11 protein-coding genes are annotated in these 14,587 nt (G+C 34.3%); 3 read left to right on the top strand and 8 right to left on the bottom strand.

Going from position 1 to position 14,587, the window contains the following annotated elements:
* On the bottom strand, positions 1–3,471 hold a 3,471-nt coding region (locus tag H593_RS0106725; protein ID WP_169338351.1), incomplete at its 3' end, for a choice-of-anchor L domain-containing protein.
* 350 nt (positions 3,472–3,821) lie between these two features.
* On the opposite strand from H593_RS0106725, the gene H593_RS0106720 reads away from it, so the two are divergent.
* The 3 genes from H593_RS0106720 to H593_RS0106710 all read left to right on the top strand — a co-directional run bounded on the left by H593_RS0106720 (position 3,822) and on the right by H593_RS0106710 (position 6,618).
* Positions 3,822–4,724 (top strand): NifU family protein, encoded by a 903-nt coding sequence (locus H593_RS0106720; RefSeq protein WP_028871745.1) that lies wholly within the window; start codon positions 3,822–3,824, stop codon positions 4,722–4,724.
* Positions 4,725–5,013: 289 nt separating this feature from the next.
* Complete coding sequence (locus tag H593_RS0106715; RefSeq protein WP_028871744.1) at positions 5,014–5,718, top strand: hypothetical protein; 705 nt, start codon at positions 5,014–5,016, stop codon at positions 5,716–5,718.
* 87 nt (positions 5,719–5,805) lie between these two features.
* Positions 5,806–6,618, top strand: coding sequence for a mechanosensitive ion channel family protein (locus H593_RS0106710; RefSeq protein ID WP_028871743.1), 813 nt, complete (start codon positions 5,806–5,808; stop codon positions 6,616–6,618).
* On the opposite strand, the gene tsaB is transcribed toward H593_RS0106710, so the two are convergent.
* The 7 genes from tsaB to H593_RS0106675 are packed head-to-tail and all read right to left on the bottom strand — an operon-like array spanning position 6,615 to position 14,514.
* Entirely contained in the window at positions 6,615–7,289 is a 675-nt protein-coding gene (tsaB, locus tag H593_RS0106705) for a tRNA (adenosine(37)-N6)-threonylcarbamoyltransferase complex dimerization subunit type 1 TsaB (protein ID WP_028871742.1), read from the bottom strand. The genes H593_RS0106710 and tsaB overlap by 4 nt on opposite strands.
* A 28-nt stretch (positions 7,290–7,317) precedes the next feature.
* Positions 7,318–8,622 carry an efflux RND transporter periplasmic adaptor subunit gene (locus tag H593_RS0106700; protein ID WP_028871741.1) on the bottom strand — a complete coding sequence of 435 codons (1,305 nt, stop codon included), beginning with the start codon at positions 8,620–8,622 and terminating at the stop codon, positions 7,318–7,320.
* Between the two features lie 3 nt (positions 8,623–8,625).
* Positions 8,626–10,068 (bottom strand): TolC family protein, encoded by a 1,443-nt coding sequence (locus H593_RS0106695; protein WP_028871740.1) that lies wholly within the window; start codon positions 10,066–10,068, stop codon positions 8,626–8,628.
* Between the two features lie 54 nt (positions 10,069–10,122).
* On the bottom strand, positions 10,123–11,280 hold the full coding sequence (locus H593_RS0106690) for an efflux RND transporter periplasmic adaptor subunit (protein WP_028871739.1): 1,158 nt from the start codon (positions 11,278–11,280) through the stop codon (positions 10,123–10,125).
* 34 nt (positions 11,281–11,314) lie between these two features.
* A complete protein-coding gene (locus H593_RS0106685) occupies positions 11,315–12,574 on the bottom strand; it encodes an ABC transporter permease (protein WP_028871738.1) in 1,260 nt (419 codons plus the stop codon).
* A gap of 1 nt (position 12,575) precedes the next feature.
* The gene (locus H593_RS0106680) at positions 12,576–13,766 is read right to left on the bottom strand and encodes an ABC transporter permease (RefSeq protein WP_342663078.1); all 1,191 of its coding nucleotides are present in this window, start codon (positions 13,764–13,766) and stop codon (positions 12,576–12,578) included.
* A gap of 46 nt (positions 13,767–13,812) precedes the next feature.
* Positions 13,813–14,514, bottom strand: a complete 702-nt coding sequence (locus H593_RS0106675) for an ABC transporter ATP-binding protein (protein ID WP_028871736.1) — start codon at positions 14,512–14,514, stop codon at positions 13,813–13,815.
* Positions 14,515–14,587: the final 73 nt, after the last annotated feature.

Raw genomic sequence — 14,587 nt, 5'->3', positions numbered from 1 at the left:
TTGCGCAAAACCATCTGCCAATAAATCATCACAGACCTCCAATGGCGTTGGTGATGCCCCTAATTGTGGTGTTGGATTAACCTCTAGTATTAATTCTACAATCGTTGCGCAGTTAGTCGCTATCGTTGAGCTTTCTACACGCACATAAATCGTTTGTTGGTCTTCTACAATATTATTGTATGGACTCGCTAATGGGTTCACATTGTTATTTGCATCTGCCATAGTCTCATGGTAACTTACCGTTAAACTGGGATCGCCTCCTGTAATTTCATTATCCATACTCCCTAAATCAAATACCCCAAAACCATCACTGTCTGGATCACAATCTTCTAATGGTGACGGTGGGTTGGCGATTGGTGCTTGCTGTACAACTAATTCTAATGTGGTCGTATCATAACAACCTGTATTGATATCTTGTGCTCTTACGAATACAATTTGCCCATTGGCTGTATTTGTATATGGGATTGGTAATGGATCTACATTGTTATCTGCATCTATTAGACTAATATGGTAACTTACTGAGTAATTTGGATCGTTACCAGTGACTTCTATGTTTTTTAATGTTAAATCGATACTCGTTATTCCATCTGGTGTGCCATCGTCACAAACTTCTAAAGCAGTTGGAGCGACTAATGCTGGCAAAGGGTTTACAATTAAATCAAAACTTCCAACATTCACACAACCACTGGTTGAATTGGTTATATTAACAAAAATAGTTTGAGGATTACTAGTATTACTATAAAGATTAGCAAGTGGGCTTATTCCGTCAACAGCATCAGAAAGTGTTTCATGGTATGAGACTGCAACTCCTGTTTGGCTATCAATTGCTTCTGTGTCTTTAGTTGAAAGATCAAACATTTCGATTTCATCTCCTGGCAGATTATCATCACAAAGTTGATAATCTGAAATTACACCGACAGATGGAATTGGATTCACAAATAATTGAAGCTCCACTGTATCGGAACAACCCGTTAAATCATCAGTGATTCTAACCACCAACGTTTGAGAACCTCCGGAGATATTACTATATGGGCTAGATTGGGCATTAACACCGTCAATAGCTTCGATAAGCGTTTCGTGATACGTGACTGTCATCCCTATTTGAGCACCCAATATTTCGATATCTTTTGAAGTCAAATCAAACATGGAGAATCCATCGTTATCATCATCACAAACTTCAAAAGGTGTTGGAGCCAACGGAACAGGTAAAGCATTCACTACTAAATCTAAGGTCGTTATATTATAGCAATCAACACTGCTGTTAGCTTGGACTCTTACAAAAACAGTTTGATTATCTATCACAACATTTGTGTAAGGCACTGGTAATGGATTGATGCCACTTTCAGCTTCTGCTAAAGAAAAATGATAAGATACAGAAACTGTTGCAGGATCTATTACATCTATAACTTCTAGATTAGTATCTGTTAGCATAAACACTGCAAAACCATCATTATTATCATCGCACTCTTGCAGAGGCGTTAGCATTGTATTAATATTCAAATTTGTGAATTCTAAATCAAAAGATGTTGTATCAAAACACTCTTGAGTTAATTCTGCCAGACGAGCAAAAATTGTTTGAGGGTTAGCAGTGTTGGTATATGGACTTGTTTGAGGGTTGACATTATCAATCGCATCTTGTTCTATAAGGTGATAACTAATTACAAAATCTGCTGGATCTTGAGTCCCTAAAATTTCAGCATCATTATCAGTAAGCGCAAATTCACCAGTACCAGAAGTACTACATATGGCTAGATTTGGAGGTGTATTTGCAACAGGATTTGGTTTAAATTCTACAACTACCGAATCACTTGCTTGGCAAATCCCTGAAAATACGACATCTACTGAATACACTCCAGATTCGCTAACGTTAAGTATAGATCCCGTTTCTCCTGTTATTTCAACACCATCTTTATACCACACGTGGGCTGCAGTTGGTGTTTGAGTATCTAAGACTGTTAAGGCTCCATTACATTCTGCAGTACCTGCAGCAATAGTAATATCATCACCTAAGTCACCACCTAAGTCAAAACTTCCTGCTTTTAAAAACACACCGGAATCTAAAGACGCATCACCAGCATCTGCAATCACTAATTTAATACGGTAAGTGTCTCCTGGAATTACTGAAGACTGAGCAGTAAATACCGTAGTTCTTCCGTCAAAACTCATTGGAGGCGCATCTTGATTAGTATAGCCACCAAAAAACTGTTCATTAATGGCAGCGCAACCAGGATTTAGAGGATGTATATTCGTTACCAAAATTGGAGTTGTTGTTCCAGGCAATACTGCTAAATTTGTAATATTCCCTGCAGCATCCGTTAACAAAAATGCAAAGGCATCTGAAAATGTACATTCAAAAGTTCCCCCTGTTGAACCATTATATTCTTCCGAAGCCATTAAAAAATCAAAACTGATATTGTCTGCCAAAGGCACAAAATCAAATTCTATTATTGATGCATTGTTTGAATTGATCCCTACAGCTGTATCTAACTCTGCATCACCAGGCCAATTAAGACTACCGTCACTCATAGCATTATCATTGGGCCCTCTAACTTTACTTGCATCTCCAGAGGTTAATAATATTCCGTCTGTAAAAGGGAATAATGAACCATCATTTATAAAGTATCCTATACCATTATCTTCACCAAAATTTGTTCCTGTTGAGAATGTGATATTACTAATTTGAGCACACTCACTATTTATGAGTATATCCTCTACGAGTTCTTCTACAGTATATGTCGTTTGATCTACAACGACATTCTCGCCTACAATAAATACAGAAATAGTTGTAGTCTCAACGCATCCCACAGGATTAGCATCTGTGACTATTAAAGTAACTGTATAATTTCCTGGAGCAGTATATGTATTTGTGACTGTATTTCCTGTATCTGTATTTGTATCTCCAAAATTCCACTGATAAGTTGCACCTGTCCCATCAGCAGAAAACATAGCACTCCCATTAAAGGTAATAGACTCACCAATATTTGCTTGTACTGAGCCCGAGGAGTTAATTGCTGGAACTGTACTATCTATTGAAGGTGTTATCGTTTGACAAGGTACTGCACAAATAATATCTGCTTCCCAACCTGTAGTCGTTCCTGATCCATTTGAAACAAATTCTATAGTTATACAACCACTTGCATTAGTACCTGATGCAGTTACTGTCCCTGGAGTATTAGCACCATTATAAGTTCCAATAATTGGTGCGGTATTATCATCACCATCATAAATAGTTAATATGTCGACATTGAGCTGTGTACTAAAAGCTAAAAAATCAAGGATAATAAACTCTCCTGCATTTAAAGAACAGATTGTAGTAGTCAAGTTCTCATCACTACCGTAAGCGCCTCCAGATCCTCCAGAATCATAAAACTTATCTGGTGCACATCTATCAAAACTGCCACTTTGCATGTTTAAATCCTGAGCGAAAGAGACATAAGAAAGTAAGAAAAATAGTAAGCAGAGCTTTTTCATAGCTTTTAAAATGGTTTTAAACTTATTATTTAACATTCAATCACCTCTTTTTATTCAAATAGGTTTAATACACGACTTTGAATAAAATCACTATAACAAGCAATAAGATTTCCAGTTATGGTAAGAAGGCTTCATAATAAGAGCGAAATTTAATAAAAAATTAAGGAATCGCGATTGTTAAATCGTTATAATAGTAACAGTTTAACACTTTAATTCCCCAGCACTCGCTGTAAAACAACTCATGATCTCGATTTTTATTTTAACACAATAGCCAATTTAAAAAAGTTATGTTATTCTTAAAATAGTATTATTTGAAATTCAAGTTACCTATTTTTGCACAAACAAAAGCTATGAACACGTATTCTATCTCCATAAAAGAGACTACCAATCCTTCAATTATCAAATTTGAAACTAATCAATTTATTACACAGCATGAGAGTTTTGAATTCAACAATATAGATGAGGCAAAATCTTCTCCAATCGCTCAACAATTATTTTATTTACCATTTGTTAAAAAAGTATATATCTCAAGTAACTTTATTGCTATTGAAAAATTTAGCATCGTTGAATGGGCAGATGTACAGAACGAAGTTGCTGAGCAAATTGTGACCTATTTAAACTCGGGTGATGTAATTGTTGAAGCTTCCGAAGAAAAAAAGAAAACACCAGTAACTATTTATGCTGAGAGCACGCCAAATCCATCAGTATTAAAATTTGTTGCTAATAAAAAACTGGCTACAACCACGCATGAGTTCACGTCTATCGATGACACCAAATTTGCGCCAATGGCTGCTGAGCTTTTTCATTTCCCATTTGTAAAAAGTGTCTTTATTGATGAAAACTTTATTTCAATTACAAAATTTGATATTGCGGAGTGGAGTGAGATTACAATGGAACTCAGAGAGTTTATAAGAAGTTATGTTGAAAACGGAAAAACCATTATAGACCCTAATGCTCCTGAAACCAAATCAAAGCAAATTGATCAATTAGATAATGACTATGAATCTAGAGATGATATTTCAAAAGAAATAATAAATATTTTAGAAGAGTACGTTAAGCCAGCAGTTGCTAGTGATGGCGGAAATATTGAATTTCAATCTTACGATCCCGTAGAAAAAAAGGTAAAAGTAATTCTACAAGGAGCTTGCAGTGGTTGCCCATCTTCTACGTATACGCTTAAGAGTGGGATTGAAAATATGCTTAAAGAAATGATGAAAGATAAAGTCGAAACGGTTGAAGCGATAAACGGATAATTTCATACCTTTAAAGAAGTTATAGTTAAAGCCTATTTCCGTATTACAGTCTATTAAAGTAGTATCAAACTCGAGTTAAAATTACGAAGATGCTACTAGAAAAGTAGTTGAGCAGGCATAAAAAGTATCCAACTTAAATATGTATGTAAGAGCAAATTGCAATGGTTAAGGACGATTACATAACCAGATTCAGGGTTAATTTAAAAAAATAATTAGCTAACGTTTTATTTACAAAATAGTTACCCAACAAAAAAAGGCATAGTTTTTGACATCTAACTAAAAAAATATTATGAAAAAACCAACATTACTATTTGCAACTCTAGGACTTTTAATAACTTCAAGTTTCAACCATGCCCAAGCACAAGATAATGGATCTAACCAAGCTTTAATGGAAGGTGGAGGAGCTTTTATTGTTACTATGGATGACAAAGATAAAAAAGCAATTGGCTCACCTTATCTTTATGAAAATTTTACGAAAGGAAAAATATCTGCTCGCCCAACTGAAATATATGATATTAGATATAATGTATTTACCGATGAGATTGAAATCAAAGTAAGTGACGGTAAGATTCAAAACTTTAATAAAAGCATCAGTAATGTTATAATAACATTTCTAATTGATGACTTAAACTTTACAACATTAAACTATATCAACTCAGATGATGGTTTACAAAGAGGCTACTTTGTTTCATTTACTGAGACCAATCAAAACGTTAAGCTATTTTCTAAAAAAGAAGTAAAATATTACGAAGCTAAACCAGCGGTAAGCAGTTATGACAAAGACAAGCCTGCAGAGTTCAAAAACATTGATGACACCTATTATGTTTCTATAGGTGGTGCTTATGCTCGTGAATTGCCAACTAAGAAAAAAGACTTAGCTAAACTGTTTCCGGAAAGCTCAGATGAGATCTTAAATTTTATCAAAAAGAATAAAATAAAGACATCTCGTGAAGCAGACTTAATAAACTTAATCAACTACATTAATTCGCTTTAGTAGAAAAAACTAAACTCAAAACCCGAACGATTTAATTTATCGTTCGGGTTTTTTTATTAATATTATATCCTCATTAAAAACTGTATTATGGATTTACAAAATTGGATGGATAAGGCTTATGAACTCATAGTTGATTTTGGCCCAAAAGTATTAGCGGCTATTGCTATTTGGATTATTGGCTCATGGATTATTAAAACTTTAATCAAAGGCATTAGAAAAACAATGGATATAAGAGAATTTGATCCAAGTCTTCAAAAATTCCTTTTAAATCTAATTGGTTGGTTATTAAAAATCATTTTAATCGTAGTTGTTTTAGGCACTGTTGGTATTGAAACAACTTCATTTGCTGCCATCTTAGCTGCTGCAGGTTTAGCAATAGGACTAGCATTACAAGGTTCACTTGCTAATTTTGCGGGAGGAGTATTACTTATGATTTTCAAACCTATTAAAATTGGCGATTTCATTGAAGCACAAGGACAGTCTGGAACTGTAAAAGAAATTGAAATATTTACAACAAAGTTGACCACTCCAGATAACAAAGAGGTCATTATACCAAACGGAAGCCTCTCAAATGGTAATATTGTTAATTATACTACGGAAGATTTGCGTCGTGTAGATATTACCTTTGGCGTTGGTTATGACTCTAATATTAAACAGACCAAAGATGTCATTTTAGATGTTATTAACACCAACGAATTTGCTTTGAAAGATCCTGCACCAGCCATAAATGTATCTGAATTAGCAGATAGCTCAATCAATTTTTTCACTAGAGTTTGGGTTAAAAAAGAAAATTATTGGGCAGTCAAATTTGATTTGATTGAGAGAACCAAAGAAGCCTTTGATGCTGCAGGCATAGAAATACCTTATCCACATACTGTTGAAATACAGAAAAAAGGTTAAGCTTTTTTAGGTTTTAATGCTATAAAATCTTTTAAATAAAAAGGCTCAAAATAGGCGACATCTTCGGTGTCGCCTATTATATATTTGTTATAAGCCAAAGCACTCATCTCATTAGACGATGGTAATTTGTTATCTATATAGACAGCATTATCGTGAGATAGTAGAGCTTTTGTTTTTTCTGTTCCATTTCCGATAAAAAACACTTTACCGTTATTTAATTCTTCTTTAAAAGATAATTCGTCAAGTATTTGCGCCTCAATTTTTCTAATTAAATTAAACTCATAATCGTAAATCGCTGAATACACCTCCATACGTCGTGCATCTAACATAGGTACAATAACGCCTTCTTGTGTATCAAGCTGTCTTACCAAAGCATGCAGCGTGGATACAGAAATTAATGGCTTATCTAACGCGTAACACAGACCCTTTGCTGCAGACACACCAATTCGCAAACCAGTATATGAACCAGGTCCTTTGCTCACCGCTATAGCATCAATCTCTATTTTCTTTATATTGGCGGTTTTTAAAACATCATCAATAAACACATGCAATAATTCTGCATGTGAATAATTGATATTATAGTCTTCCTTTAAAACTAAAGTCTCTCCTTGTTTTGAAAGAGAGACTGAACAGTTTTTAGTAGATGTTTCTATACTTAATATTATAGACATTAAGATAATTTAATTAATATTACTAATCTTACTCTTTTGGCGATTCTTCTTTTTTTATTTGACTTCCTTTTTTCTCAATTTTATCACCAGGTTTGAGGGTTTTAGAAACTATATTATATGGTCCTGTAATAATTTCGGCACCTTCACTTAAACCAGATACAATTTCAATATTTGTATCGTCTTGAATACCTGTTTTGACTTTTTCTAACTTAGCTACACCATTATCATTAACGAAAACACATTCATATTTCTCTTCATCTTCAGTTTGCATTACTTCGTAACCTGAGACTCTCCTATCTTTTTCACTTTTAGTCATTTCAGACTCTGTTTTGATCACAATAGAACTAATAGGCACAGCAATTGAATTATTGCTTTTGTTAGTAATAATATCTACTGTAGCAGTCATTCCTGGCCTAAAGGGTGAATAGGTGTCGGGCTTACCTTCAACTAAATCAGCATAAGACTCTTCTAGAATTCTTACTTTAACTCTAAAGTTTGTAACTTGATCTGCTGCTAAAGCACCGGCAGCAGAGTTTGCTATTTCTGTCACAACACCCTTAAATTCCTTTTTTAAATAGGCGTCAACTTCTACTAAGGTAGAGTCGCCGATTTGAACTTTCACAATATCATTCTCGTTAACATCAACCTCAACTTCCATATTGTTAAGATTAGCTACTCTTAAAATTTCGGTTCCTGCCATTTGCTGTGTACCAACGACGCGTTCTCCTAATTCTACATTGAGTAATGAGATTGTTCCGCTCATAGGAGCATAAATTGTTGTTCTCCCCAAATTATCTTTAGCTTCATTAACCGTTGCAGCTGCACTCTGTACACTATAGTAAGCTGAGCTCCTCGACGCTGTTGCAGTTTCAAAAGCTGCAATTGCTCTATCCCAATCTGCTTTTGAAATAACACCTCTTTCAAAAAGTGATTTACTTCTATCATAATTTGCCTTTGCCTCTTTTAATGATGCATCTGCCTGCTCTAATCCAGCTCTCACATTTTGATATGATGCTTGAGATCTATTCACAGCAGACTGAATTAGATCTGGATTAACACGAACTAAAAGATCTCCTTTTTTAACCTGCTGGCCTTCTTTATATGGAAGATCCAAAATCTCACCAGAAACTTCACTCGATATTTTAACCTCCACTTCAGGCTGTATTTTTCCAGTTGCAGAAACTGTCTCAGTAATATCTAGAAGAGCAACTTTTTTAACTTCTACTTCTTTGAAATCTCCTTTTTTACCAAACAGTCCCATAGATTTTCCTGCAATTAATGCTAACAGGATTACTGCGATAACTGTAATAATAATTTTAGTTTGTTTAGTCATGGTTTAAAACTTTAATTCTGTTGCAGGTATGCCAAAATATAATTCGAGAACCTTCAACTTAAATATATAATCGTATTTAGCACGATTGACTTCGATTTTAGCATTATCAAACCTTAATTTAGACTGGCTAAAATCAAAAGCATTTGTTAATCCTACATCATACCGTTCTTTAGCATATTCATAGGCTAGTTCTTGAGATTCTAAAGCTGATTTTGCTGCTTCATAAGATTTAAAAGAACCCTTAGCATCAACATAAGCTTGATACACAGTAGACTCTAAATCTAGCTCTGTTTGCTCTAGTTGAAATTTACTACGCTCTAAATTTATTTTACTTCGTTTAATATTCCCTTTTGTTGCGAATCCATTGAAAATAGGAATATTTAAACTAAGACCATAGCCTATACCATCATTTTGATACAATTGGTTAATAAATGGATCTGCAGCGACCTCCTGTACTATCGTATTAGGAAATTGACCTACCACAGATTGACCAGTACCTTCAACAACTCCAATTTGTTGTGTTAAAAATGGATTATCAGGATCTACTTGTTGATTAAAAGATGTTGTATTTACAAACCTAGTATTGTAGCCAAAAAATGCAGAAAGCGTTGGTAAATTAGCACCTTTTGCTATTTGCACATCTTTTTTAGCTAATTCAACATTTTGCTCTGCTATTTTGATTTCAGATCTGGTTTCTTTTGATTTCGCTAAAATTTCTGTGATATCTTTATTTACTATACCGCTATCAACAATATCATAACCTTCATCCTCAATGTCAAACGTCTCGTAATCTTTAATTAATAACAATTGAGCTAGTCCTATTAAAGATATTTGAATACTATTTTCTGCATTTATAATAGATTGCTGTTCACTTGCGTTAACCGCTTTAATTTCAAGTAAATCACCTCTTGGTAACTGACCAACTTCTACTAATTGCTCTGTTCTTTCTATTTGTTCTTGTGTCACTTCATTCTGAGATTGCAAGACGTTCAAATTGGCTTTATTCAAAATAACTTGAAGATATCCATTGGCTACAAAAAGTGAAATATCATCTTTCATCTTATCTAAACGGTATTGACTTGCCAATTTAGAGATTTTAGCACGTTGGAGCGTTCTAATATTTCTAAGACCATCAAACAAAGTATAGCCGACATTTATATTTCCATTAACAGAAAGAAATGTAGTCGTTTGTGCATTGTTAGTCAAGGGGTTAAAACTAAGCCCTGTGTTTTCAGAAACACTACTACCAGCATTTAAACTTGGAAGAAAATTACCTATTGCTGTAAGCCTATCTATATCTGCAGTTGCTATATCTAATTCACTTTGCTTTACTGAAATGTTATTTTCTAAAGCATACTGAACGCACTCAATAAGTGTCCATTTTTTATTTTGAGCTTGCGAGCTTATTGTTATTAAAACAATTAATATACTGATTATTTTTTTCATAAGTATTCTATAAGTATCTATAATTCTTAAAGTGTTACACTAAATGATGAATTTTTATTGAGCGTATTTAGAAATCCCTTGAATTTGATTCCAAACTTTAATTTTATCGTCTTTAGTAATACCGTTTTTTATCTCTACAAAAATGCCATCACTAATTCCTAATTCTACATCCTTTCTTTCATATTCTTGATCACCAATTTCAATTTCTACGTAAGGCTTCTTTGTCTCTCTATCATATTGAACGAGCGCTTCCTCAATTGCTAAAACATTCTCTGCTTTTTCTAATATAATAGATGCATTAGCGCTCAACCCAGCTCTGATAAAAGTAGAATCTATCTTTTTAAGAGATCCTTTGATTTCAAATTGAATTGCGCCATTCTCTGCTACACCCTTTGGCGCTATATAATCTAATACAGCATCAAACTTTAGATTCTCAATAGCTCCAACAGTAATTTCCAACGGTAAGCCTTCTTTAATCTTTCCAACTTCACTCTCATCAACCTTACCTTCAAAAATCATTTGCCTAACATCAGCAAGAGATGCTATAGAGGTGCCTTCATTAAAATTATTTGCCTCAATAACTTGATTACCTGCTCTTACGGGGACGTCTAAAACCATCCCAGAAACTGTTGCTCTCACCTGTGTTTGTGCTACACTACCTAAACCAGATGTTGTTCCAGTCTTAATGATATCATAATTTTGACGCGACTGTGTAACATCAATTCTAGATTGTTCTACACGCTGTTTTGCTTGTAAATATGTATTGTTTACTTGATCAAAATCATTTGTAGAAATAACACCGTTATCAAATAATTCTTTTTGTCTATCATAGATAGATTTCTGGGTTTTAAAATTGATTTCGGCAGTTTGTAAAGCGTTCCTATTGGATGCAATATTATTTTTTGCACTCGTTAAATTTGATACGTTAGGTATTACTCTAATTTGAGCTATCAAATCACCTTGCTTTACATATTCTCCAGCCTCAATAAAGATCTCCTCAATAACTCCAGAGATATTTGACTTTATGAGTACTTCCTCTTTCGGGACGATACTACCAGTAGCCATAGTTTTTACAACTATTGTTTGATTTGAGGCCATCTGTGTGGCATAAGTAATAGGATCTTCTTGGTTTTTCTGCCAAAGATAAATCAAAGCACTTGCAAAGGCTGCGACTATAACCAAAAGTATAATAACTGTAGTTGTGCGTTTCATTGGGTGTTATTTATTTATTATTTTTATTCTGTTTTTATTCTATTCTTAAGGCGTCAACAGGCTTCATCTTTGTAGCGCTATTTGCTGGAATAAGACCTGCTAATAAGCCCGATACTACTAATATGGAAAACGCAATAAACACGACTTGTAAACCTACACTAGGATTTGCAAAGTTCTGTACTGGCCCGTTCTCATTTAAAACATAATTCATTAACCAAATAATACCTGCCGAAAATGCAACTCCAGTCATTCCAGAAATAATAGTGAGAATTAAACTCTCTTGTAATATTTGAGATTTGATTTCCCAAGGCGTGGCGCCTAATGCTCGTCTTACTCCTATTTCTTTTGTGCGTTCTTTTACAGAAATTAGCATAATATTACTAATTCCGATGATACCCGATAATAAAATAAGTGCTCCCACAAAATATCCAACGACTGACAGGATCTGAAAAAGACCTGACATCTTTTTAAAATCTAAAGACTGATCGCGATGTCCTAAAGCACTCATATCATTAGGGTGGACGGTATGTCTCACTTTAAGAAAACCAAATATGGATTCTTTAAGCTCTGTAATATCATAGGCATCATACGCAGTTATAACCATATAATAGATGCGATCTCCTTGATTAAACGCTTGATTGAAAGTCGTAAAAGGAATAATTATAGTATTGGCGTCTTCCTCGGCATCTCCCTGACTATTAGGCTTCTTAAATGTTCCAACTACCATGAAATTAACACCATTTATTTCAATATAAGAGCCTATGACTGGTTCATCCTTATCGTATAAACCTGTAATCACGTCGATACCAATAACGCAGACTTTTCGCTTAGCTTCTATATCAGAATAACTCACAAATCTGCCTTCAAGAATATCCATTGGTTCTTGATTAATATAATCTGGATAATCACCATAAATTCCAAAAGCACCAATTTTGGTTCCCCGTATTACATTATTCTCTCCACGATAGCCACCAAGCTTATTTCTTGGAGAGGCATATTTTATTTCAGGAAATTCGGTTTTTAGAGCTTCAATATCATTTAACTTGTAGCTAAAACGTCTGCGCCTTGGCAAACCTTTATACGCCATTGAAGTGCCTTGCGACCATGTGAGAATAGAATTCGTGGCAAAATCATTAAACTCAACCGTTGCGCCATTCTTAAGACCATTGGTTAAAGCGAGTAGTAAAACCAAAATGGTAATTCCCCAAAACACACCAAAGGCCGTTAACAGAGTTCTAAACTTGTTAGCGGTTAGTGCTTCTAATATTTCGTTCCAACGATCTTTATTAAACATCTTATTCGTCTCTTAGAGCTACAATAGGTTTGATTTTTGCTGCGCGATATGCAGGAATAAAACCTGCTAAGGTTCCCGCAGCAACTAGTATAAATACCGTTATCAGAGCTGTGTTAAAATCTACTTGCGGATATTTAATAAATTCATTTTCAATAGTTGGCCCGATAAATTCTAATAACCCCAATCCCATTATTAAACCAAATAATCCAGAGAACATAGTCACAAAAATAGATTCTTGAAGAATCATAAAGATAATGGATAGTGGCTCTGCGCCTAAGGCTTTTCTTATCCCAATTTCCTTTGTACGTTCCTTAACTATAATTATCATAATATTACCCACACTTACAATACCAGCTATAATAGTGCCTATACCTACAAACCAAAATACCGCCTCGATTATATTACTTAAAGAATATATTTTTTGCGCTTTTTCTAGCGTATTGTCTATACGTACTGCAGCTCTATCATTTGGCGCTATGGTATACTTCGTTTTTATATCATTATCGATACTCGCAATTAAATTTTTCGACAGTTCAACAGCTTCATCAAAATCATCAGACATAGCCACCGTAAAAGACATATCTCTCAAATTATCTGCACCATTAAACGCAATTTGAGCTGAACTAATTGGAATATAGACTTGACTCTCCTCTCGTTCGCCACCGGGATCTGCATAAACCCCCACCACCTTAAAATTGATACCATAAATAGAGACCATTTCCCCAATAGGATTTTTACCTTTAAATAGTTCTGTTTTAGCTTTATTGCTAACAACAATAACTTTTCTTGAGTCTTCAATATCCCCTTGGTTAACAAAACGACCTTCTGAAATTATAGCATTTTCAATGAATTGAAAATCTGGATGAACACCTCTTACACTGAAATTTCCAGATTGTTTTTTATAAACTAATTGTGCGCCCCAATTAGAGTATCCGCCAGACTTATACTCCAAATAGTCACCATAAATATTGGAGATATTCTCAAAGTCTTCATTCTTTAATTGAATTCTTCTATTGGGATTTAAACCTTTATACTGTTTAGTTGTAACACGAGTTCTTACACTAATTTTATTAGTAGCATCTCCAGCAAACTGTGCTTTAACACCATTTTGAACTCCAGAACTAAAGCCCAAAAGGACTATAAAAATAAAAATACCTGAAGCCACTGAGATACCTGTTAAGACAGTTCTCAACTTGTTTTTGCTTAAAGTCTGAAATATTTCTTGCCAACGCTCTATATTAAACATGAACTTTTGCTCTAATTTGTTTTACTGGACTATCATCGATAATTATACCATCCTTTAAATTCACAATGCGTTTTGTCATCTGTGCAATATCTGGTTCGTGTGTGACAATAAGAATTGTTTTACCCTCGTCATTGATACCTTGTATTAAATCCATTACCTCATATGAGGTTACAGAATCCAAGGCTCCAGTTGGTTCATCTGCCAAAAGCACTTTAGGCTCACTTGCTAGCGCTCTTGCAATCGCTACTCGTTGTTTTTGACCACCAGATAGCTCATTTGGTAAATGATGAGACCATTCAGCTAATCCTACTTTTTCTAAGTAATACTCCGCTTTTTCAATACGCTCATGACGTTTCATTCCTTGATAATATAATGGCAATGCAACATTGTCTAAAGCAGATTTATAATTAATAAGATTGAAGGATTGGAAAATAAAGCCTAGAAATTTATTTCTATAACGTGCCGCTACCTTTTCATTAAGATTCCTGATAGGCACACCATCTAATATATAGCTTCCTTCATCTGCCTCGTCTAACATCCCTAAAACATTTAGTAAAGTAGACTTACCAGATCCCGAAGACCCCATAATAGAGACTAGTTCACCCTCTTTTACATCAAAATTAATACCCTTTAAAACATGAAGCGAGTTGCTCCCCATTTGGTAAGACTTGTGTAAATCCTTGATTTGAATCATAAATATGATATATTAATTCTTACAATATTACACAAAATCGAAAACCAATTGTGCTAAGTATTTGTTAAGAATT

Origin of the sequence: Psychroserpens burtonensis DSM 12212 (assembly GCF_000425305.1) — a bacterium.
In the GTDB taxonomy this organism is placed as follows: domain Bacteria; phylum Bacteroidota; class Bacteroidia; order Flavobacteriales; family Flavobacteriaceae; genus Psychroserpens; species Psychroserpens burtonensis.
Note: the sequence above shows the minus strand (reverse complement) of the source record. Positions and strands in the feature narration are given on the sequence as shown.